The organism is Bacteroidia bacterium (assembly GCA_020852255.1).
In the GTDB taxonomy this organism is placed as follows: domain Bacteria; phylum Bacteroidota; class Bacteroidia; order JADZBD01; family JADZBD01; genus JADZBD01.
Genome location: JADZBD010000009.1, coordinates 195,169 through 218,876 on the forward strand (window position 1 = coordinate 195,169; position 23,708 = coordinate 218,876).

The window sequence follows — 23,708 nt, forward strand, 5'->3', positions numbered from 1 at the left end:
ATTGTTTCTTCTTATCTTTGAAATAATAAGCTCCTTCAAGAACCTTGACCATGAGAAAAACCCTACTCCTTTCATCCCTACTCTTACTGTGTGTTATGAGTCCGGCACAGGTTTCACAGAACGTTACGTTGCTGTCTAACTGGTTCAACCCGAGCACTCCTGCAGAACCAACCTATCATATTAAATACAATGGTATATGGGGTTGGGCGGATCCTCAGGATAACAAAGAATACGCGATTATTGGTTCAAGTGAAGGAGTATATTTTATTGATGTGTCTGTTCCTACTGCTCCGGTAGTCAGGGATTATGTACCGGGCCGCAGAAATAACTGTATCTGGAGGGAAATCAAAACATATCAGAATTACTGTTATATGGTCAGTGACGATGCGGCACCCAACAGCCTTCAGATCGTTGACATGAGTTCACTTCCAGACAGTGTCACCATCATCCGCGACGATAACACCATCATTGAGCGTTCGCACACGATCTGGGTTGACGGCAATAAACTCTATTGCGGCATTCCGAAAGGACCCTCTGTAGGAGGATCATCCAAGCTTGCCGTATTTTCTCTTGCCAACCCCGGCACTCCTGTTCTTCTGCGAAAAATTGAGCAGGATCATCCTGGAGCGGATCAGTCTCATGATATGTTTGTGAGAAACGATACGGTGTATGCCAGTATGAGTTACAGCGGTCTGTTTATTTATAAGTGGACAGGAACCAATTTTCAGCAGATAAACTCACTGACTACCTATCCCAGCCAGGGATATAATCACAGCACCTCACTGACACCTGACGGCAAGACCCTCATCATGCTGGATGAAGTTCCCACCGGATTGCCGTGTAAAAGCGTGGATGTAACCAATTTGACAAACATCAGCGTACTCACCACATTCAGGTCTACCACCACAAGTACTGCCACTCCGCATAATCCATTTGTGGTAAATAATAACCGTGTGGTCATCGCTTATTACCAGGACGGAGTACAGATTTTTGACATTTCGAATCCCTCCAATCCGGTGCGCACAGGTTATTATGACACCAATCCCACCAATTGCCCGTCGTGTCCGAACCCCAACTACTCCGGTTGCTGGGGCGCCTATGTAGATCTTCCGAGCGGGATTGTTATTGCTTCAGACATGCAGAACGGCTTATTTGTTCTGGATGCCAACGGTGCACTGGTAACGGATGAGGAATCGGAAGTGATGGCAAGTCATCCTTCACTCTATCCGAATCCCGCCAGACATAAGACAACGCTTTCCGTTTCTTTAAAGAAAGATGCCGATGCGGTTGTATGTGTTACAGATCTTTATGGAAAGACCTTGCTCCATATTCAGCACCATTTCACGGCCGGAGGCAACACACTGGAGATTGACACGAAGCAATTGTCAGCCGGTATTTATTTTGTGAAAGTTTCGGGGGAAGGTTTTTCCTCTACCGGAAAACTGGTCGTCGAATAGGTTTACTTACGTAACTTGACGCTGTCACCGGGTTTGACAGATGAATTGGCATCAAACCCGTTCCATTTGTAAAGGTATTTCAATTTGATGCCGTATTTCTGAGAAATACCGTGCAATGTTTCCCCGCTTTTCACAATATGAACCTTTTGCTTCTCTGACTTTTTCTTCTTGGGCTGAATGTACACTATCTCTCCCTTTTTCAGCGCATCGTCGAGACCCCGGTCGTTATATTTGTAGATCAGGTTAGTTCCCAAATCAAACTCACCGGCGATTTTTGAATACGTATCTCCTTCTCTGGCGATCACATACTTCCGGCCGTTATTCAACTTCACTGTAAGATGCGTCTTCGATGTAACCCTGGGAACATTCTTCACCTTCTTCCCATTGTCTTTTTTCTCCACAGGAACCATGGTCATTTTATCCAAATCATTCAGATTGTGTTTCTCGATAATCTCAATGAGGCGGTAGGCATAGTTGGGATCGGTGGCATACCCGGCCGATTTCAATCCGTTCGCCCAACCCTTGTAATCAGTAATCTGCAGATCAAACAAAAATGAATACCGGGGCCTGGTTTTCAGAAAGAGTGAGTGATCGCCATAGGATTCGAGTACAGAATTGTACTTCCGGAAACATTCATTGGTTGCATCATCGTCCTGAATGAACGTTGCGCCGGTCCATTCCGCATGGCATTTGATCCCGAAATGGTTATTGGCATATACGGCAAGGGCAGAATTCCCATTCCCGCTTTCCAGCATACCCTGTGCTAGCGTGATACTGGCGGGTACGCCGTGGAGGAGCATTTCCTTTACGGCATCCTCTTTATACTTCTCTACATACTCATCCGCTGTGAGCTTATACTCTGCCGGCTGTGCAGTGATGAAGCCTGAAAACAGGACTGAAATAGCTAAGAACCAATATTTTAAGAAAAGGCGCATTGCGGCAAAATTACCGAAAAAATCATACGAACCTACAAGGGAAAAGTTACATTTTAAACAGGGCAATGTGGGGAGCCTCCGCCGCGTAGGTCCATAAGAACCGCTTACTTTTTCTTCATCACCACTTCGATGGGTACACCGCAGTAATCAAATTTTTCACGCAGCTGGTTTTCCAGAAAGCGCCGGTAAGATTCAGGAACATACTGGGGCAGGTTCGCATAGAAAGCGAAATTCGGATTCTTACCGGGCAGCTGCGTAACGAATTTGATACGTATTTCCTTTCCTTTGATGCCCGGCGGACTTGTATTTTCAATAATAGGGAGCATCACATCATTCAGTTCACGCGTAGAAATCCTGCGTGTTTTGTTCTGATAGACATGACCTGCCATTTCCAGGGCTTTTAAAATTCTTTGCCGGGTTAGTGCAGAAGTAAACACCACCGGAACATCCTTGAAGGGAGCCAGTTTTTTTCGTATTTCCTCCTCTACCTTCTTCGGGGTATTTGTATCCTTTTCCACGAGATCCCATTTGTTCACCACAATCACCACCCCTTTCCTGTTTTCCTCGATGAGGTGAAATATCGCGAGATCCTGGGCTTCCAGTCCCTGCGAAGCATCAATCAGCAGCAAGCAGACATCTGCATCTTCAATGGCACGTATAGAGCGCATGACTGAATAGAATTCAAGATCTTCTTTCACTTTCGCTTTTCTGCGGATGCCGGCCGTATCTACAAGCATAAAATCATGTCCGTAAAAATTATACCGCGTGTTAATGGAATCACGTGTAGTACCTGCGATAGGGGTAACAATGGTACGCTCCTGACCGATCAGCGCATTGAGTAAGCTTGATTTTCCCACATTGGGTCTTCCCACGATGGCGAACCGAGGCAAACCGGCTTCAGGGTCTGGTACATCCTTCTCGAGGTACTTCACCACTTCATCCATGAGTTCACCGGTGCCGGTGCCGCTCACGGCAGCAATGGGATAAACCTCCCCCAATCCGAGCGCATAGAACTCTGCCGATTCGTTAATTCGCTTGGTGTTGTCTGTTTTATTGGCCGTTAGCAGCACTTTTTTTCCGCTTCGGCGCAGCAACTCGGCAATTTCCTCATCCAAGGGTGTGATACCTTCCTCCGCATCTACAACAAATAAAATCAACCGTGCCTCATCCACTCCCAGTTTTACCTGTTTCCGGATTTCCGCTTCAAAGATATCTTCCGATCCGTGAACATATCCTCCGGTATCTATTACTGAGTATTCAAAACCGTTCCAGTCGCCCTTCCCATAGTGCCGGTCGCGGGTAACGCCTGCCACCGAATCAACAATGGCCTTTCGCTGACCTACCAGCCGGTTAAAGAGCGTGCTCTTGCCAACATTAGGTCTTCCCACAATTGCAATAATGTTACTCATCTGTTTCTCTCTGAGGACGAATGTACAAATAGTTAATAGCCATACCGCTTCAATTTTCCCGGCTGGTTCCTCCAGTCTTTATCCACCTTTACAAAAAGTTCAAGAAAAACTTTTTTGCCGAGGAATTCTTCCATATCCAGGCGCGCCTCCGTGCCTATTTTCTTCAGCATACTGCCGTTCTTGCCGATGAGAATAGACCGCTGGGTATCTCGCTCTACAAAAATGGTGGCATGAATGCGGTCCAGCCTGCCTTCCTCTTTGTAGGAATCGATCACCACTTCACTTGCATAGGGAATCTCCTTTTCTGTGTATAGGAAGATTTTTTCCCGGATCATCTCGGCCACAAAAAAACGGGTAGTCCGGGTAGTCAGCGTATCGGTATCATAATAAGGCGGATGCACCGGGAGATACTTCATTACCAGATCAAACACCTTCTCCACATTCCTGGATTTCAGTGCAGATACCGGAACAACTTCTGCCTGCGGAAACTTTTTTTGCCATTGGGATGCGAGGGTGAGTAACTGCTCAGTTCTGATAAGGTCCGACTTATTCAAGGCGATAATCAGCGGTACATTTGCCGCTGAGATTCGTTCAAGCACAGCATCCGGCACTATGCGATCATCCTTCACATCCACAACCAGGACAAAGATATCCGCGTCGTTGATCGCCTCCCGGATCGTTTCATTCATGGACTCATGAAGCTTGTATGCCGGATCCACAAATCCGGGAGTGTCGGAGTACACAACCTGGAAGTCCTTCCCGCTCATAATTCCCATGATCCGGTGCCTGGTAGTCTGAGCCTTATAGGTAATAATAGAAAGTTTTTCCCCGATCAACGCATTCATAAGCGTAGACTTTCCTGCATTCGGATTTCCAAGCAGATTAACAAATCCTGAGCGAAAGTTATTGTTGGTGTCGGAAAGTGGCATATGTCAGTGTACCGGTTCATTTAAAAAACGCATCGCACTATGGAAGAACGCTTCCGGCTGTTCAGCATGGATCCAGTGCCCTGAATTACTAATTGTTTCCAGGCGGGCGTTCGGGAACAGCCGGAGTGCATCCCGGAAATCCTCGTCACGAACATAAGAACTACGGTCTCCTCTCAGGAAAAGAACCCGATTATTTACCGGCGGTCCGGCAATGGCCACTGTAACCGCTGCGTAGTGCCGGGCGATCACCGGAAGGTTGAATCGCCAGGCGAAAACTCCGGCTTCACTCCGGTAGATATTTTTAAGCAGGAACTGAGCCACCCCGGCGTCCGGAACAGCGCCCAACATATACGTTTCCGCTTCTTTCCTGGAATCAAAGGAGCTCAGCGGTGCATTCAGCAATACATTCAGAACATCATCATGCTGCCGGGGGTACGCTTTAGGAGCGATATCACAGATAATCATTTTCTCTACCAATCCCGGATGAAGGAGACACAGCTGCATGGCCGCTTTTCCTCCCATTGAATGGCCGATGAGATGCACGCTTTCAAGGTCATTGTCTATAATCAGCTGTGCTACATCTTCCGCCATCATCCGGTAATCCCATTCCTCACTCTGCGGAGAGAGACCGTGGTTCCTGAGGTCTGCGGGCAATGCCGTGAAGCCGCTCTCTCCTATTCGCCTGGCTATAGAGTTCCAGTTATCACTCTGTCCGAACAGTCCATGCAGGATAATCACAGCCGGGCCTTCCCCGTATTTGCGGAAGTATAATTTCATCGTAGTTGTGCCAGGTAAAGTTGAATGGTATTTTCGAATCCCAGATAGAGGGCATCGGATACAAGGGCATGCCCTATGGATACCTCCAGCAAGCCGGGAACATGGCGGCAAAAAAACGAAAGATTATTCATATCCAGGTCGTGCCCCGCGTTTATTCCCAGTCCGAGCTCCAGGGCTTTTCGGGCCGCGCTGACAAACGGGTCCACCGCTTTTGCGGGATCCTGTGCGAATTCGCGGGCGTAGGATTCCGTATAAAGTTCGATTCTGTCCGTTCCCGTTTCCGCGGCACCTGTTATCATAACCGGATCCGCGTTCACAAAAATGGAGGTACGGATACCCTCCTTACGAAAAACAGAAATAATATTTCTCAGGTAATCACGGTAGCGAAGTGTATCCCAACCGTGGTCAGAGGTAAGCTGCCCTTGTTCATCAGGAACCAGGGTTACCTGCTGTGGTTTCACGCCGAGAACCAGATCAACAAATTTCTGTTCACCCGGGTTGCCTTCAATATTGAATTCTGTTTTTATCAGCGGGCGTATCGCCCGCACATCCGAATAACGTATGTGACGTTCATCCGGACGCGGGTGCACGGTTACACCCTGCGCCCCAAAACGCTCAGCGTCCTGTGCAGCTTTCACCACATCAGGAATAGCACCACCCCGGGAATTTCGCAGCGTGGCAAACTTGTTGATATTAACACTTAACCGGATCACGGGAAGAGACAAAATTCGGTAAAATTCGTAACTTTGAAGGTATATGATTGCCAGAGAACTGATCAGTGACGAAGTGCCGCCGCTAAAGACCACGGACACAGGTACCCGCGCGCTGAAATGGATGGAAGAATTCAGAGTACATCACCTCCCGGTGATCCGGGGGAAGGAGTTTCTCGGTATCATTTCAGACACGGATCTTCTGGACCTGCATTCTGCCAAGCAAACGCTTGCCAACCTGAAGGTCAATCTTTCCCAGGCGCATGTGTTTGAGCACCAGCACGTATTCGAAGTACTCAAGATCATTTCAGCCCTTCATCTTACCGTTATACCCGTGCTGGACGAACACCGGCAGTTCAAGGGAGTGATCACGGCCAGGCGACTCATGCAGATCATTGCCGATATGCCTTTTGTGAACGAACCCGGTGCCATTCTTATGCTGGAAATGAATGATCACGATTATTCCATGGCACATATCGCCCAGATCATAGAGGGTAACGATGCCAAGATCCTCAGCGCCTATATTACGGCACGCTACAGTGAAGGTAAGATTGAAGTTACCCTGAAAGTGAACAAGGAAGATCTTTCCGGGATCCTGCAGACTTTCCACAGATACAACTATACGGTAAAAGCCTCTTTCCACCAGAGTGAACATGATGAGGACATGAGACGTCGTTTTGACGCTTTCATGAACTATCTTAACGTCTGACCAATGCTTTGGAGCGGTTGGTTCGGGATGATCTTCCTTCAGCAAGTACTTTTTCTGCCCTTCAGCGGCCACGAATTGAATGAGGTGACCGTTCCGGCACCGGACGAAAACATGCTGAAGAAAGAGATCGTGATTCACGCTATCCGTATCACCGGCAACAAAGTGACGCGAAAGAACATCATTCTTCGGGAAGTTACGATCGGACCGGGCGATTCGCTCTGCCATTTTGAGCTCGAGCAGCGCATGCGCACGATCCGTCTGAATTTGCTGAATACTTCCTTATTTCATTTTGTAACGGTGAGGCATGTGAAAGACGAGATGGAAAGAAACATTATTGAAGTAACGGTGGAGGAACGCTGGTATACATGGCCGGGCCCGATCTTTGAAATGGCTGACCGGAATTTCAACACCTGGCTGCAAACCCGTGATCCCGAGCGGGTGAATTACGGTTTCTTTTTATACCGCGATAATTTCAGGGGCCGGAAGGAGCGCGTGACTTTTTTGATAAAAAACGGCTACACCCGACAGTTCGGAATTGCCTATAGTGTACCCTATCTGGACAGAAGACAAAAAACCGGCATGAACTTTATGGTCAGCTGGAGTGCTAACCGTGAAGTGAATTACGCATCGGCAGACAATCATCAGTTGTTTTACAAAGATCCCGAACACTTTGTACGGAGAGAATTCGTGGCACGCTGGGGGGTCACCTACCGGCCCGGGATTTACAACACGCTTTTCGCGGAGGCAAAATTTTACGCCGGATCCGTTGAAGATACGATTCCTCTGCTGGAGAACGATTATTTCTCCGGTGATCTGAGCACGATGCAGTATCTGAACGCTTCCGTGGGATTCCGTCACGACAAGCGGGATAACAAAGCGTATCCTCTTCGCGGAAGGTATCTTGATCTGGAAATCGGACAAAATGGGTTTGGGGTTCTTCAAAGCGAAGAGGTGAACCAGACCTATGCTTTCGCATCGGTGCGCAGGTACCTGCAACTAGCACCCCGCTGGTTCACGGCAGCCATGGTGAAAGGCAAAGCATCCACAGGAAAAGATGTGCCGTACTTCCTCCGGCGCGCCCTGGGATACCGCGACCTGATCCGTGGGTATGAATATTATGTAATGGACGGAACGTCCTTTGCGCTTGGCAAAACCTCCGTAAAATTCTGTCTGGTAAAACCAAAGGTTAAAAAACTGAAATTCATCCCGGCCGACAAATTCAACAAATTTCATTATGCCGTATACCTCGAAGCCTACGGGGAAGCCGGCTATGTTGATGACCCCGACAGCGGGGCCTCGAACAATCTGAATAACAGCTGGCAGTACAGTTACGGAGCCGGAATCCATTACGTAACGTACTATGACCTGACATTCCGTCTTGAATTTTCTGTGAACAGAATGCAGGAAGGTGGTATCTTTCTGAACTTCTTTGCCCCCTTCTGATATGAAAATTGCAGTTTACGGACGAATGATTGATAACAACCGGACCACGCCGGTTCAGGAATTATTTGATCTGCTGGGAAAAGAAAAAGTTGAAGTGCTGATACACGAGCCCTTCATGAATTTCATTAAGGACCGGTTGAGATTACCTGATCAGCTTCAGACATTTCTGTCGCATGACGACCTTCGTAACAGAGCAGATTTCCTCTTCAGCCTGGGCGGCGACGGCACACTGCTTGAAACCTTATCCCTTGTGCGTGACTCCGGCCTGCCGGTGGTTGGGATCAATACCGGAAAACTTGGTTTTCTTTCCAGCATTGGCAAGGAAGAATCCGCTCTGGTAATAGCCGCCCTGAGGGAGAAAAAATACGAAATAGAAAAAAAGGAAGTCCTGTTTCTGGATACCCCTGGTTTATTCAGTGATCTGCCCTATGCATTGAATGAAATTACCATTATGAAAAACGATACTTCCTCCATGGTTACGATTCACGCGTACCTTGACGATGTATTGCTCAACACGTACTGGTGCGACGGACTGATTATTTCCACGCAAACCGGATCTACGGCCTATTCGCTGAGTTGCGGAGGTCCTATTGTTGCGCCGGGGGCAGATGTTTTTACGCTCACCCCGATGGCGCCGCATAACCTGAATGTTCGTCCGGTTGTTATTCCCGATCACGGCACACTGAGGCTGAAAGTAGAAGGAAGTAACAAGCAATACATGCTGGCCCTTGATTCCCGTTCCTCCTCACTTAACAACCAGGATGAATTAACCATCCGGAAAGCCGCCTGGCGAATGAACCTGGTTCGTTTACCCGGCAGGGATTTCTTCACTTCCCTTCGGAACAAGCTTTTATGGGGTATTGATAAAAGAGGCTGAAAACCAGGGCGTAAGACAATATTTCCCTTCCCTTTCCGTTCAGTTAAAAAGGTTAAATTTGTAACTTACTAATGCTCAAAAAGATAGTCATACTTCTCGCTTTATTGCTACCCCTTTTGCCGGCAGCGCAGAACATCAATTACCGTGGTTCAGAATTCGGGCTGGGATTAGGTGCCGGATATTATCTGGGAGAGTTAAACCGCAAGGGGCATTTTAGTTATGTGACCAGGCCTGCCGCCGGACTCATCTACAGGTATAACATCAATCCGCGCTTTTCGTTCAAGGGCAATCTGGTGTTTGGCACACTGCAGGGAGACGACTCACGAACCGGCGTGCCGTCTTCTGTTCAGCGAAACGCACACTTTAAATCACCGGTCACAGAACTGGCCGCGGAGATAGAATTTAATTTTCTGAATTATGTGATCGGCAATCATAAGACCTATTTCACTCCCTTTGTTTTCGGGGGTATCGGACTTTTCCGGTTCAATCCGAAAGCACAGTTGGGAAATAACTGGGTGGCGTTGCAGCCACTGGGTACCGAAGGACAGGGTAGCTCCCTGAACGGAGATAAAAAATATGCACTGATTCAGCCCGCACTTCCCTTTGGTTTAGGAGTGAAGGCCTGGATATCCTCCCGCATCGGTATTACGGTGGAGTGGGGTTGGAGAAAAACATTCACAGACTACATTGACGATGTGAGCAAAACGTATGTTGATCCCACGGTGCTGGCGGTGGAAAATGGCCCTGTTGCGTCCTATTTTTCAGATACGAGTCTTACTCCGGATAATATCTCAAACGTTGGAAAACAGCGGGGGGATGCCACCGATAAAGATTGGTATTCATTCGCTCTCATCACCCTCTCCTTCAAACTCAAGAATAAAGTAACCACCTGCAGCAGCTACCGGTAACCCGGAAGGCATATCGGATGTCATCGAAGGAAAAGATAAACACGAGTAAATTACCTGTACACATTGCGGTGATCATGGACGGCAACGGCCGGTGGGCACGTATGCAGGGTCAGGAGAGAGTATTTGGTCATCAGAACGGCGTTGAATCCGTACGGGAAACAGCAGAAGCCGCCGCTGAGTTAGGCGTGAAATACCTGACGCTGTATGCCTTTTCAACCGAGAACTGGAATCGTCCGTCGGAAGAGGTAACCGCACTGATGTCCTTACTGGTTCATACCATTCACCAGGAGACACCCACGCTGAATAAAAACAAGATTCGTCTGAATGCGATTGGAAATCTCTCGGCGTTACCCGGAGATTGTTACAAAGAACTGCAGCAGGCAATGGCCGAAACCGCAACGAACGACCGCATGATGCTGACCCTGGCGCTGAGTTACAGTTCACGGTGGGAGATCATTCATGCGGTGAACAAGATCGCAGAAAAGGTGAAGAGCGGGGTACTCACTCCCGGAAAAATTACGGAAGCGGACTTCGAGAACGAGCTCAATACACACGGAATACCGGATCCTGAGTTGCTTATCCGCACCAGCGGAGAAAGCCGGATCAGTAATTACCTGCTCTGGCAGATTGCATATGCCGAATTATATTTTACAGAAACGCTGTGGCCAGACTTCAGAAAAGAAGATCTCTATAAAGCCATTTTGGACTACCAGGGAAGAGAGCGGCGATTTGGAAAGATCAGTGAACAATTGACCCCTTGAGATGAGAATAGTCCTGTTGATCGTATTTGGAATCTTTATTCTGCCTGGCGTTCAGGCGCAACAACCCCTGATCATTGGCGGGGGAAGCGACACCCTGAAAATAGATTACACCAATCCCAAAGAATATATCATTGCGGACATTACCGTTCAGGCTCCGGATGCCTTTGATAAAAACCTGCTCATTGCCCTATCCGGACTGGTGAAGGGAGACAGAATCAGAATCCCCGGAGACGATGTAGGAGCTGCGATCAAGAACCTCTGGAAAACCGGTTTGTTCCGTGACGTGCACATTCATGCCACGCGTGTGAGCGGTGACAAGATATTTTTGAATATCAGCGTGGTGGAAAGAAGCCGTCTCAATTTCTACAAATATGCCAACCGGAAAGACATTTCCAAGTCGGAGGCCGAAGATCTGAGTGAGATGATGCATATGCAGCACGGCATGATGATTACGGATGAGCTGATCAAAACCTCAGAACAAATCGTGAAAGATTTCCTGATTGAAAAGGGATATCTTGACGCCAAGGTGCGGATTGAACAACAGCCGGACACTTCCAAACCCAACCATGTTATTCTTATCATCCATCATGAACGCGGACCGAAGATCCGGATTAAAGACATTGTTTTTCACGGGAACACACAAGTAAAGGCCGGAAAGCTGCGGAGAAAAATGAAAGAGACCAAGCGCCGACGCTGGTACAGTTTTAATTCCGCAAAATTCTATGAAGGCGAGTATGAAAAGGATCTGGACGCATTGCTTCTCGAGTATAAAGACAAAGGAATGCGCGACGCCAAGATTGTAAAGGATACCATGTACCGCATATCCCCGAAGCGTATCCTGCTTGAAATTTCGATAGACGAAGGAAAGAAGTACTATTTCCGTAATATCAGCTGGGTGGGAAATTCAAAATACAGCACCAAGGACCTGCAGCGTGTGCTGAACATTAAAAAGGGCGATGTATACAATCAGGGGCTGCTGGAATCACGCCTGTTCATGAATGCCAGCAGTACAGATATTTCATCGCTGTACATGGACGACGGGTATCTCTTTTTCCAGATCACACCCGTAGAGATACTGGTAGAAGGCGACAGCATTGACATTGAACTGCGGGTATATGAAGGAAAGCAGGCCATCATTGATCAGGTTACAATATCCGGGAACACGAAAACAAATGACAAGGTGGTGATGAGGGAAGTGCGCACCCGCCCCGGTCAGCTTTTTCGCAGAAGCGACATCATCAGGACCCAACGCGAACTGGCCGCCCTGGGATATTTCGATGCGGAAAAAATGCAGGTGAACCCGAAACCTAATCCTGCAGACGGAACAGTAGACATAGAATATATTGTGGAAGAGAAACCGAATGATCAGCTGGAGCTCAGCGGAGGATTCGGGGCCGGACGGGTGGTTGGAACCCTGGGGGTTTCCTTTAATAATTTTTCCGGAAGAAGTCTTTTCAAAAAGGGAGCCTGGACCCCCGTTCCTGCGGGCGATGGGCAGCGGCTCAGCATCCGCGCACAGTCGTATGGCGTGGGTTATCAAAGCTATAATCTCAGCTTTACCGAACCCTGGCTGGGAGGTAAAAAACCGAATTCACTCAGCGTGACTGTTTATCATTCTGTGCAGACAAACGGGCAAAAGAAATATTCCTCGCGAAATCCGGATGTTCTCAATCCGCTTCGTCAGGCACTTACGATTACCGGCGTAAGCGTTGGGCTGGGAAAGCGACTGGCATGGCCCGACGATTTTTTCCAGATCTATCTGGAAGGGAGTTACAAGTATTATAACCTGAATAATTACCGCGCATTTTTCTCCTTCAATGACGGTTATTCCCAGGATCCCAGCGTGCGGATTGTGCTCAGCAGAAACAGTATGGATTTCCCTGCCTATGACTATCCCACCAGCGGATCTAATATTTCGTTAACCACCCAGTTCACGCCCTATCTGCGAAGTGTGATCGGCAAGCTGGATCTGACAGACATCACTGACCAGGAGAAATACAAATTCCTGGAGTACTACAAATTCAAATTCACTTCCAGTTTCTTCACCAAACTCCTTGGAAGGGAACGTAAGAACGCCCTGGTTCTCAACACACGGATCGGATTCGGATTGCTGGGATATTTCGACAAGAATTACGGCCTCTCGCCCTTCGAGCGCTTTTATCTGGGCGGAAGCGGTTTGACCGGATTTTCACTGGACGGGCGGGAAATCATTGCACTGCGCGGGTACGATGACCAGAGCGTTTCTCCTCCAACCGGCGCCGCCTCTATCGTTAAGTATACGCTGGAACTCCGCTATCCCATTTCTCTTAATCCCTCCGCCATGGTCTACGGACTTGGGTTTGCCGAAGGGGGTAATTCATGGGCTACTTTCCGTGAGTTCAATCCCTTCAGTGTGAAAAGATCCGCCGGCATTGGGGTAAGGGTATTTCTTCCCATGTTCGGGCTGCTGGGACTCGATTACGGCTGGCGTTTTGATGATATCGACCGCTCCCCTTTTATGCAACGGGGGCAACTCCACTTCACAATTGGTATGAATCTTGGAGAACTATAGATATAAATACATCTGAAAAAACACAATACAATGAAAATCAAACACTTGTTCCCCCTTTTGATGGTAATGGCCGTCACTGCTTTCACCCCCCTTATTGCCCAAAAAACAGCCTACGTAGACATTGATTACATCCTGAGTAAGCTGCCTGAGTATAACAACGCCCAATCGGAACTGGACAAGATTTCCGTAACCTGGCAAAAGGAGATTGAGTCGAAAATAGCCGAGGTAGATAAAATGTTTAAGGCGTTTAAGGAGGAGGAAGTGCTTCTTACGGAGGAAATGAAGAAAAAGCGCATGAACGAGATCATGCAGAAGGAGAAGGAAATAAAGGACCTCCAGAAACAGCGTTTCGGTGTAGACGGTGACCTTTTCAAAAAGCGTCAGGAAATGGTCAAGCCTATCCAGGACAAAGTGTACAATGCGATTAAAAAGCTATGTGAAAAAGAACAGATCATGATCATGTTCAACAAAGCTGCAGACATGAATATTGTATACTCTAATCCCAAATACGACCGGAGTGATGCAGTAATCGAAATGGTGAAAGCGGGTGACACCAAATAAAAGACTATATTTGCCCCCATTATTTTCAAAATCAACACTATGAATAATCTTTTTCGTCTGACTTTACTGGCACTCTTTCTGAGCGCCGGGTCACTGGTGGCTCAGTCCAGAGTAGGTCATATTGATCTTGATTCCCTTATCCGTCTTATGCCGAAATACGATTCGGTAAAGAAAGTTTCGGAGGAATACGGCAAAAAACTCGACATTGAATACCAGTCGATGTACGCCGACTACGACAAGAAGGTGAAGGAGTATACCGAACAGGAGAAAAACTGGACCGACTTCATCAAGGAAATGAAAAAGAAGGATATCATTCAGCTGGAGCAGACCCTGCGCGACTTTCCGCAGAATGCCCAGAACGAGATGGCCAAGAAGAATGCGGAATTGCTTACGCCGCTGGAAAAAGCGGCCCGGAAAGCGATTGATGATGTGGCAAAGGAAAACAAATACACTCTCGTTCTCGACAGTACGGTCGGGAATATTCTTTACTCTCAGCCTTCGGATGACCTGATGCCTCTTGTGAAGAAAAAGCTGGGGATCAAGTAAAGCCAACGTAGCCGATACTATTTACGGGCGCCGGACAAAGTCTGCGCGCCCGTTCTTTTTATATACCCGTATTTTTTTAGCAACCTTTTCCGGCGTGCTGCGTACACCTGTACTCATTTACGCCAAATGGTTCGTCTTACACTCCTGCTTCTTCTCTGCCTGGCTGTCACTTTTCCAGCCTGTTCCCTGCGCAGGTCCTGCGGTATGAGTAAACGGCAGCTGAAGACAATAAACGAAGGCAATTTTGATCGCTCAAAAAAAGCAGGGAAGCTGAAGAAAAAGTCGCGGCCCCGATGCGTTAAGTGGTAGTGTTTCACCCACCAGGAGACTGGCAAAAACACTACTCGCCCAGGTCTTCGCTCTGGAATTTAAACCCCAGCCTTTTCCCCGTTTTGATTTGCATCATATTGGAAGCTTCCAGCATTTCATTCACCGTAATTTCGCGGAAGGTCTCAAAGGGGGGCGTATACAGATCGAACTCCAGGCAGTAGAGAACGGCACTCTCAATGATGGAACGGATTTCCGCATCCGCGATGGGGGCGGAGAAAAATTCGTTGTGCATGAATCCCAATTGCTTCTTACCGTCTACAAAATAATGCTTGTCCTTATTAATGAATACCCGTCCGATGAGGTATCCAACGTCGTTTGAGCGGTTGTACTTGAATGAATCGCTGAGAAAATTATACACCATGATCATTCCGCAGAAACTGCGGTTCTCATCCTTCTTGATATAGGACGATTTCCATATGGGATGGCTTCTGTCGAATTCGAATACATTGGTATGCATGATAAAAATGAGCAAATCACCTCCCACCCTCATCTCACAATGATGCGCACCACGGTCTTTGTACTCTACTATTACACGCTCATCTTTCAGAACCATGATTTTTGAGTACTCTTCCGCCATGGCTTTGATTGCCATTTTGAAATGATCAAAAACCTCAATGGTGTTGTGATAAATCGTTTGCTTCAGCGAAGCCTTCTCTTCCAGGAGTTTGAGGATGCGGTCAGAATGGGATTTTTTGGTCATTTCAATACGCTTTTGCGAACAGCACCCGTTTTCCGCTGGGTTTGCCTGTAAGAATACACTTCCCGTTCTCCGGCTTTGCTTCCAGTGGTATGCAGCGGATTGTTGCCTTGGTTTTGTCCTTGATCTGGTCCGCCGTTTCCGGTGTACCATCCCAGTGCGCACTCACAAATCCGCCCTTTTCTTCCAGGAGCTTTACAAACTCATCCCAGGTATCGGCACTGCTGAGGTGAGAATCTCTGTAAACTTTTGCTTTGTTAAAAATGCCGTGCTGTATCTCCTCAAGCAATTGCACTATACGGTCATCCAACCCGGCCTGATCTACCACCTGTTTCTCCTTCGTATCTCTGCGCGCCAGTTCAATTTTTTGATTCTCCAGGTCGCGCATGCCCATGGCCAGGCGAATCGGTACGCCTTTCAATTCGTACTGAGCGAATTTCCAGCCGGGGCGCTGCGTGTCGCGGTCGTCATAAATCACACGAAGGCCCCTGGCTTCCAATGATGCTTTGATCTCTTTCACCCTTGCGCTGATCTTTCCCAAATCCTCCTCCGTTTTATAAATCGGCACAATCACCACCTGGTGCGGGGCCAGTTTGGGAGGAAGTACCAGGCCCTGGTCGTCCGAATGCGCCATAATCAGGGCTCCCATTAGCCGGGTGCTCACGCCCCAGGAGGTGGACCAGACGAAATCAAGTTTTCCTTCTTTGCTTGTAAACTTCACATCAAAGGCCTTCGCAAAATTCTGTCCCAGAAAATGAGAAGTTCCTGCCTGCAAAGCCTTTCCGTCCTGCATCAATGCCTCAATGCAATAGGTTTCAAGGGCGCCGGCAAAACGCTCGTTGGGAGTTTTCAATCCCTTAATCACCGGCATGGCCATAAAGTTCTCAGCAAAATCCGCATACACATCGAGCATTCGTTCGGTCTCAACGATCGCTTCCTCCTGTGTAGCATGCGCCGTATGCCCCTCCTGCCACAGGAACTCGGCCGTCCGAAGAAACAAGCGCGTTCTCATTTCCCAGCGAACCACGTTAGCCCATTGGTTTACCAGTATCGGGAGATCCCTGTAACTTTGGATCCAGCCGCGGTAGGTATTCCATATAATGGTTTCAGAGGTAGGCCGTACAATCAGTTCCTCCTCCAGCTTTGCATCTTTATCCACTACAATTTCCCCATTCTCGTTCTTTAAGCGATAATGCGTCACTACTGCACACTCTTTGGCGAATCCCTCCACATGCGACGCCTCCTTAGAGAAAAAGGATTTGGGGATAAAAAGCGGGAAATAGGCATTCACATGGCCTGTGGCCTTGAACATTTTATCCAGTTCCGCCTGCATGCGTTCCCAGATGGCATAACCATAGGGTTTGATCACCATGCAGCCCCTTACCGCACTATGTTCTGCCAGATCCGCCTTAACCACTAAATCGTTATACCATGCGGAATAGTCTGACTCCCTGCTTGTTACTTCCTTGCTCATACTTTTCTCTTTGGTATGGTATTTGTACCTTTATTTCCGGAATCCACTGCCCGGAGTCCAACGAAGTTATCAATAAAAGTTCTTTCTGACTCAACCTAAAACCAGGTCATGAAAAAAGTATTTTATTTCATTGCAGTGGCGGCCATCATGGGCACCTCCTGCACCTCCGGCAAGTTTGGCACCTCCTCTGCTTCCGACGACATTTACTATTCCACAAAGGATCCCGTACCTCCGCCACCGGCACCGGAAACACCTCCTCCGCCTCCTGATGGAGACGCACCTGCTCCTCAGCCGGAACAGAAGGTGGTAGATCCGGAAAATAATAACGGGGAGAAAACTGATTACTATTACGAAGACGATCAGTACGATTATTATTATTCCAGCCATTTCCGCCGGTATTATGACCCATATTATGGTTATGCTTATTACGATTCGTATTACACGAATTCATACTGGTACAGTAGCAATCCCTATCACTGGGGCATGAGTATCTACCTGGGTTATCCCTGGTGGGGGCCGTCCTACTATTACTATTCTTATTATCCGTCCTATTACTGGGGATGGTACGACCCATGGTATCATCATCATCACCATTGTGGTTATTGGGGTGGAGGCTACTGGAACGGTTACAATAATGGTTACTGGGATGGCTACTGGGACGGATATTATAACGGGAACTATTATAACAGCCAGGATGACGGGAACTTCTATTATGGGCCAAGAAACACGCCATCTTCCAACGGATCGCCCTACGCTTCTTTGGGACAGAAGTACCAATATGCCGTGAATCAGGGCGGACCAAACAACAATGGTCACACCAAAGGCGACGGTGTAAGCGATCAGGTTAATCCTTCCCCCAAGACCACGGTGGGCAAGAATCCGACCACGCCCGACAATACCACCACAAAGCCGAAAGCTCAGTCGTTAAATCATAACGGAAATGTTCCTTCGGATCCGAGTTACAATCCCAACGGCAACAATCTGCCTGCTCCGAAAGATAAAGGAGTGAACAATCCTCCTCCAAAATCGTACAATCCTCCGGCGAATACCTCTCCGGCTCCTACGGGTGAACAGCCAACCACCAACCCGCCGAAGAGTTACGATCCGCCGAAGAACAATGCGCCGCAGCCCAACCAGCCACCCAAGAGTTACGGGCCTCCCAAGGGCAATGACTCTCCCAAGAGTAATCCCCCGAAATCATATGATCCGCCGAAGAATTCAGCTCCAAAGAATAACGGTGGAGGAAACTCTGCTCCCAAGAGCAAGGGCAACGGCGGAGGTCATTCTTATAATGGCGGCAGCTCCGGCGGCGGACATTCCAAAGGCGGCGGAAATTCCGGTGGCGGGCGTTCCTCCGGCGGTAGTTCCAAAGGCGGAAGAAGATAATTACTCATCCTGACACAAAAGCCATGAAAAAAATTCTCGCAATATTCATTGCCTCCCTTCCCTGCGCGATGGTGGCACAGAACGAAATAGACGCGCTGCGCTATTCTCAACTCAACTACATGGGCGGAACGGCCCGGTTTGCCGGGATGGGAAGTTCTTTTGGCGGTTTAGGCGGTGACTTTTCCGCCGTGGTAGTAAACCCTGCCGGTTTAGGCATTTACAGAAAGCCGGAACTGACATTTACTCCTTCTTTCTTCTCCAATACCACCACCAGCACTTATAATTCCACGGAGTCATCGGATTTCAAAAGCAATTTTAACTTTTCCAATTTCGGGATTGTGTTTGCCCATGCCGAATCAGGCGACGAACAAGAATGGAAGGGGGTAGGATTTGCTTTCGGTTATACCCGTCTTAACAACTTTCACAGCCGGATGACGATGAGCGGGGTTTCTGACTCTTCTTCGCTGCTGGATGTATACCTGAATTCCGCGCAGGGCTTTTCCGATGCCAATACCCTTGATCCTTTCGGGGCACAGCTCGCCTGGAACACCTGGTTGCTGGATACGCTCAATGCCGGAAATTATTACTCTGTGATTCCCACCTATGGTCAGAAACAGACCAAACAGATAACCACCCGTGGCCATCAGGGCGAGATGACCTTCGCCCTGGCGGGTAATTACGCTAATAAGCTGTATATCGGTGCTTCTCTGAATCTCCCGTTCGTAAGCTATACTGAACACTCAGAGTTCACCGAGTCGGTTACCAACGACACCACCTTTAACCTGAAATCGTACACCGTTTCGCAGTACCTGCACAGCGAAGGACAGGGTTTTAACTTCAAGCTGGGACTGATTTTCAAACCCACCGATTTTCTCCGCATTGGCGGCTCCTTTCATACACCCAGCCTGATAGAGCTGTCGGATGATTATACCACAGAAATAACCTCACAGTTCACCACCGGTTCATTCAATTCCGAATCGCCGCAGGGTGCTTTCGACTACCATCTTGTAACCCCGGCGCGTATGGTGGCGAGTGTGGGAATAGTTATTAAGAAATTTGCCGCGCTGAATGTAGATTACGAATATGCCGATTATTCCACTGCCCGTTTGTCGGCTCCGGGTTACGAATTCACCGCTGCGAACAATGCCATCAGCAATAAGTACAAAGAAGCCGGACAGCTACGGGTTGGTGCAGAATTCAAGCTGGCTCCCCTGAGCCTGCGTGCAGGATACATTATGAGCGAAAGTCCTTACCGCGAAGGCGTAAATGACGGGGTACGCACCTCCTATTCTTTTGGATTCGGTATCCGCGAAAAGAACACCTTCCTTGATTTTGCCTACGTGCTGAGTGAGATGAGTGAGGATTATTATTTCTATGATCCGAAGCTGGTAAAGCCCGTAACCAACACTTCCCGGAGCAGCAATTACCTGCTAACGATCGGGTTCAAATTCTGAATGCAGGTTCATTCCATTTAGACCCCGGCAGTATGCCGGGGTTTTGTATTTTTGCCATGTGCTGATGGACCTTTCCGCGGTGAAGGAATTGTTCGGATCCCATCCGAAAACTGCCGAAATCCTTAAGGCAGCAGGGGATTCTTTTTTCAAAATCGGGCTAAAAGGACTTACCGGCTCCTCCCCTGCCTTTCTGGTGCACAGTCTTTTTCCCCACCTCCGGAGAACCCTGATAGTGGTGATTCCCGACCGAGAAGAAGCCGCTTATTTTATGAATGATCTTGCGAACCTTGGAAGCACGGTTTTCTGGTTTCCACCTTCATTCCGGAAGCCCTACGAAATTGAAGAAACTGCGAATGCCAACGTAATCCACCGCGCAGAAGTACTCGAAAAGATCAGCCATTCAGCGCAGCCCGTTCTGGTGGTAACCACTCCGGAAGGCCTCGCAGAAAAGGTGATTCGCCGGCAGGAACTTTCCAGAAACACACTTACGATTAAGAAAGGAGAAAAGCTTAGTGTAGAATTTGTATCACAGGCGCTGAATGAATACGGCTTTCAGCGGGTGGATTATGTCACAGAACCGGGCACCTACTCCCTGCGGGGAGGCATCACCGACATCTGGTCCTTCAGCTCAGATCTACCGCTCCGGGTAGAATTCTTCGGCGATGAAGCAGAATCGCTCCGATATTTTGATCCGGTAGATCAGCTCAGCCGGAAAGAGCTGCAGGAAGCGTCCATTATTCCGAATATTTCCGCCGTTGAAGGCCGGGAGACACGGCAATCGTTCCGCGAATTTCTTGGCACCGGCGCCCTTTTCTATGTTAAAGACCAAACACTTTGCCTGGACCTGATCAAGAAGCAATTCGAGCAGGCGATGGCATGTTATCCCGAAGCAGGACCTCTGCTGAAGAAATTCAAGCCGGAAGATCTGTACTGCGATCCGGACACCATCCGCAAAGAATGGGAAGCCCTTGCCGGATTCCGGACAGGGATAACGGGCGAAAAACCGACTCATACTATTTCCTTCGTTCAGCGGCCCCAGCCATCGTTCGCAAAAAACTTCGATTTGCTCCAGGAGAATCTGGAAAAAAATCTCCGCGGAGGTTTTCAGAATATCATCTGCGCGGATGCAGCCCGCCAGGTAGAACGGCTTTACGCCATTTTCGATGATCTCCTGGCCAAAAAGAAAAAAATAAGCGCACCCGGGAAAGATCAGCTCGGCCAGCTCTCCTCCCATCTTTTTACACCGGTGTTGCTTTCAGTTCACGAAGGATTTATTGATGAAGATCTCCGCAGAGCAGTCTATACTGATCACCAGCTATTCGATCGTTACCACCGCTTCCGCATCCGGAACAACTCCTATAAAAAAAATGAAGCCCTTACGCTGAAAGAACTGAAGGGACTTAACCCGGGCGACTACATTGTGCACATTGATCACGGCATTGGCCGGTTCGGCGGTCTGGAAAAAGTGATGGTAAACGGGAAAGAGCAGGAAACCATACGCATTGTATACAAGGATCATGATGTGCTCAACATCAGCATCCATGCCCTGCATCGCATTTCCAAATATGCAGGTAAAGACGGAGCGGTTCCCCGGCTCGATAAACTGGGATCTCAGGCGTGGAGCAACCTCAAGAATAAAACGAAGAAAAAAGTAAAAGAGATTGCCTTCGACCTAATCAAACTCTATGCACGGCGTAAAGCGGAAAAAGGCTTTGCTTTCGCCCCTGACAATTACCTGCAAAATGAACTGGAGGCCTCTTTCATCTATGAAGACACGCCTGACCAGTACAAGGCCACCCGGGATGTAAAGAAGGACATGGAAGCAGAATGGCCTATGGACCGGCTGGTATGCGGTGACGTAGGATTCGGTAAAACAGAGATAGCCGTGCGGGCCGCCTTCAAGGCGGTGAACGACGGAAAGCAGGTGGCCATTCTTGTTCCCACCACCATTCTGGCCCTTCAGCATTTCAAAACGTTCAGCGAAAGGCTGGCCGCTTTTCCTGTAAAGGTAGATTACCTAAGCCGCTTCCGCAGTGCAGGAGAACAGAAACAGGTACTCCGCGACCTTGCTGAAAAGAAAACGGATATTCTCATCGGAACACATAAACTGATCGGAAAGGAAGTAAAATTTAAAGACCTGGGATTACTGGTGATTGATGAAGAGCAGAAATTCGGCGTAGCCGCAAAGGATAAACTCAAAACGTTGCGTCACAATGTGGATACGCTCACACTCACAGCCACTCCCATTCCGCGCACCTTGCAGTTCTCTATGCTGGGTGCCCGCGACCTCAGCATCATTCACACTCCCCCTCCCAACCGGTATCCCATCCAAACCGAGGTCCAGCTTTATAACGAAGAAATTATCCGCGATGCCATCCGTTACGAGGTGGAACGAGGCGGACAGGTCTTCTTTGTTCACAACAGAGTGGGAAATCTCAGGGAGCTGGCGGGCATGCTTCATAAACTTCTTCCCTCCCTTAAAATCGCCATTGGGCACGGACAGATGGACGGCAAAGAACTGGAAGAAGTGATGGTAAATTTCATAGAAGGGCAATACGATGTGCTTCTCAGTACAACAATTATTGAGAGCGGGCTGGATATTCCTAACGCGAACACCATCATTATCAATGATGCCCACCTGTTCGGGCTGAGCGATTTACACCAGATGCGGGGCCGGGTGGGACGCAGCAACAAAAAAGCCTTTTGCTACCTGCTTACTCCGCCCTTCTCCACGCTAACCGACGAAGCCCGGAAGCGACTGAAAGCAATCGAACAATTCTCGGATCTCGGCAGCGGTTTTAACATTGCCATGCGTGATCTGGATATCCGTGGTGCAGGAGACCTGCTGGGAGCAGAACAAAGCGGTTTCATCACGGATATCGGATATGAAACGTACATGAAGATTCTGGAGGAGGCCATGGAAGAATTAAAATCTGAAGGTACTTCCGCCGCTGCGCCATTACCGTCATCTGCTCCGGTTTCTTTCGTGAAAGACTGTCAGCTGGATACAGATCTGGAGCTGTTGATTCCGGATGCATATGTAGATCACATCAGTGAAAGGATTTACCTGTATAAAGAACTGGACAACTGTAAAACCGACGAAGAGCTGGAGCATTTCAGCCGTGGACTCAAGGACCGTTTCGGTACACTACCCGTTCAAACAGCGGAGCTCATCCGCGCGGTGAAGCTGCGGAGACTCGCACAGGAGTCGGGATTTGAAAAGCTGTTTCTGAAAAACAAGCGGATGACCGGCTACTTCATCAGCAAACAGGAATCTCCGTTTTATTCTTCCGAAACATTCCGGAAGATACTCGAACATATGAAAATTCATCCGAAAGGAGTACGGATGAAAGAAGGGCAGGGAAAGCTCATGCTGATCTTTGATCCCATACGCAACGTGGAGGAGGCCATCACTGCGATGGAGCAGCTGGGAAGATAGTCACAGGTTACGATCCATTCGAGGGTAGAATTTCAGCAGCGGCAGCGTAAAAAATACAGTGAGTACTATGCCGGCCATTACTCCGCCGTCACCCGCCATGCCGGTGAGAAAATGCAGAATGGTTTTGAAAAAGAAATTAACAAGGAACAACTCCACCCCCCAGCGTTTCATGTGCCAGATGCCGATGAATGCAATGAACTGAAAGGCTACCACCGCACCAAAGAGCGCAGGATACCATTCCCCGAGCCGTTTCGTATCCGGAGAAAAAAGTGCCGGAATGGTCAGCACCACCCAGATGTATCCCACGATACACAGTATCGAAAGGATCACTGGGCGGCGGATAATAGTTTTCATA

At 48.5% G+C, this 23,708-nt stretch carries 20 protein-coding genes; 12 read left to right on the forward strand and 8 right to left on the reverse strand.

Going from position 1 to position 23,708, the window contains the following annotated elements; translation table 11 throughout:
- Positions 1-50: 50 nt before the first annotated feature.
- Positions 51-1,457, forward strand: a complete 1,407-nt coding sequence (locus IT233_06630; GenBank protein MCC7302298.1) for a choice-of-anchor B family protein — start codon at positions 51-53, stop codon at positions 1,455-1,457.
- Positions 1,458-1,459: 2 nt separating this feature from the next.
- On the opposite strand, the gene IT233_06635 is transcribed toward IT233_06630, so the two are convergent.
- The 5 genes from IT233_06635 to IT233_06655 all read right to left on the reverse strand — a co-directional run bounded on the left by IT233_06635 (position 1,460) and on the right by IT233_06655 (position 6,220).
- A complete protein-coding gene (locus IT233_06635) occupies positions 1,460-2,392 on the reverse strand; it encodes a glucosaminidase domain-containing protein (protein ID MCC7302299.1) in 933 nt (310 codons plus the stop codon).
- Between the two features lie 104 nt (positions 2,393-2,496).
- The gene (der, locus tag IT233_06640) at positions 2,497-3,801 is read right to left on the reverse strand and encodes a ribosome biogenesis GTPase Der (GenBank protein ID MCC7302300.1); all 1,305 of its coding nucleotides are present in this window, start codon (positions 3,799-3,801) and stop codon (positions 2,497-2,499) included.
- A gap of 32 nt (positions 3,802-3,833) precedes the next feature.
- Complete coding sequence (gene era / locus IT233_06645; protein MCC7302301.1) at positions 3,834-4,730, reverse strand: GTPase Era; 897 nt, start codon at positions 4,728-4,730, stop codon at positions 3,834-3,836.
- 3 nt (positions 4,731-4,733) lie between these two features.
- Positions 4,734-5,507 (reverse strand): alpha/beta fold hydrolase, encoded by a 774-nt coding sequence (locus IT233_06650; GenBank protein MCC7302302.1) that lies wholly within the window; start codon positions 5,505-5,507, stop codon positions 4,734-4,736.
- The gene (locus tag IT233_06655; protein ID MCC7302303.1) at positions 5,504-6,220 is read right to left on the reverse strand and encodes a pyridoxine 5'-phosphate synthase; all 717 of its coding nucleotides are present in this window, start codon (positions 6,218-6,220) and stop codon (positions 5,504-5,506) included. Before IT233_06655 ends, IT233_06650 begins: the two co-directional genes overlap by 4 nt.
- A 43-nt stretch (positions 6,221-6,263) precedes the next feature.
- On the opposite strand from IT233_06655, the gene IT233_06660 reads away from it, so the two are divergent.
- The 8 genes from IT233_06660 to IT233_06695 all read left to right on the forward strand — a co-directional run bounded on the left by IT233_06660 (position 6,264) and on the right by IT233_06695 (position 14,573).
- On the forward strand, positions 6,264-6,926 hold the full coding sequence (locus IT233_06660; protein MCC7302304.1) for a CBS domain-containing protein: 663 nt from the start codon (positions 6,264-6,266) through the stop codon (positions 6,924-6,926).
- 3 nt (positions 6,927-6,929) lie between these two features.
- On the forward strand, positions 6,930-8,369 hold the full coding sequence (locus IT233_06665) for a BamA/TamA family outer membrane protein (GenBank protein ID MCC7302305.1): 1,440 nt from the start codon (positions 6,930-6,932) through the stop codon (positions 8,367-8,369).
- A 1-nt stretch (position 8,370) separates the two neighbouring features.
- Entirely contained in the window at positions 8,371-9,246 is an 876-nt protein-coding gene (locus tag IT233_06670; GenBank protein MCC7302306.1) for an NAD kinase, read from the forward strand.
- 71 nt (positions 9,247-9,317) lie between these two features.
- Positions 9,318-10,154, forward strand: coding sequence for a hypothetical protein (locus IT233_06675; GenBank protein MCC7302307.1), 837 nt, complete (start codon positions 9,318-9,320; stop codon positions 10,152-10,154).
- A 17-nt stretch (positions 10,155-10,171) separates the two neighbouring features.
- The gene (locus IT233_06680) at positions 10,172-10,915 is read left to right on the forward strand and encodes an isoprenyl transferase (GenBank protein ID MCC7302308.1); all 744 of its coding nucleotides are present in this window, start codon (positions 10,172-10,174) and stop codon (positions 10,913-10,915) included.
- A gap of 1 nt (position 10,916) precedes the next feature.
- Entirely contained in the window at positions 10,917-13,466 is a 2,550-nt protein-coding gene (locus IT233_06685; protein ID MCC7302309.1) for a BamA/TamA family outer membrane protein, read from the forward strand.
- 60 nt (positions 13,467-13,526) lie between these two features.
- Positions 13,527-14,027, forward strand: a complete 501-nt coding sequence (locus IT233_06690; GenBank protein MCC7302310.1) for an OmpH family outer membrane protein — start codon at positions 13,527-13,529, stop codon at positions 14,025-14,027.
- 39 nt (positions 14,028-14,066) lie between these two features.
- Positions 14,067-14,573 (forward strand): OmpH family outer membrane protein, encoded by a 507-nt coding sequence (locus IT233_06695; GenBank protein ID MCC7302311.1) that lies wholly within the window; start codon positions 14,067-14,069, stop codon positions 14,571-14,573.
- Between the two features lie 340 nt (positions 14,574-14,913).
- Here the strand turns inward: IT233_06695 and IT233_06700 are convergent, their stop codons facing one another.
- Both IT233_06700 and IT233_06705 read right to left on the reverse strand, forming a co-directional pair.
- Complete coding sequence (locus tag IT233_06700; protein MCC7302312.1) at positions 14,914-15,603, reverse strand: hypothetical protein; 690 nt, start codon at positions 15,601-15,603, stop codon at positions 14,914-14,916.
- Between the two features lies 1 nt (position 15,604).
- Positions 15,605-17,074, reverse strand: coding sequence for a proline--tRNA ligase (locus IT233_06705; protein ID MCC7302313.1), 1,470 nt, complete (start codon positions 17,072-17,074; stop codon positions 15,605-15,607).
- 108 nt (positions 17,075-17,182) lie between these two features.
- On the opposite strand from IT233_06705, the gene IT233_06710 reads away from it, so the two are divergent.
- From IT233_06710 to mfd, 3 genes are all read left to right on the forward strand, one after another.
- Complete coding sequence (locus IT233_06710; GenBank protein MCC7302314.1) at positions 17,183-18,460, forward strand: hypothetical protein; 1,278 nt, start codon at positions 17,183-17,185, stop codon at positions 18,458-18,460.
- 23 nt (positions 18,461-18,483) lie between these two features.
- A complete protein-coding gene (locus tag IT233_06715) occupies positions 18,484-19,914 on the forward strand; it encodes an outer membrane protein transport protein (GenBank protein ID MCC7302315.1) in 1,431 nt (476 codons plus the stop codon).
- Positions 19,915-19,978: 64 nt separating this feature from the next.
- Entirely contained in the window at positions 19,979-23,353 is a 3,375-nt protein-coding gene (mfd, locus tag IT233_06720) for a transcription-repair coupling factor (protein ID MCC7302316.1), read from the forward strand.
- Here the strand turns inward: mfd and IT233_06725 are convergent, their stop codons facing one another.
- Positions 23,354-23,707: a hypothetical protein gene (locus IT233_06725; GenBank protein ID MCC7302317.1), complete on the reverse strand. Its 354-nt coding sequence runs from the start codon at positions 23,705-23,707 to the stop codon at positions 23,354-23,356.
- Position 23,708: the final 1 nt, after the last annotated feature.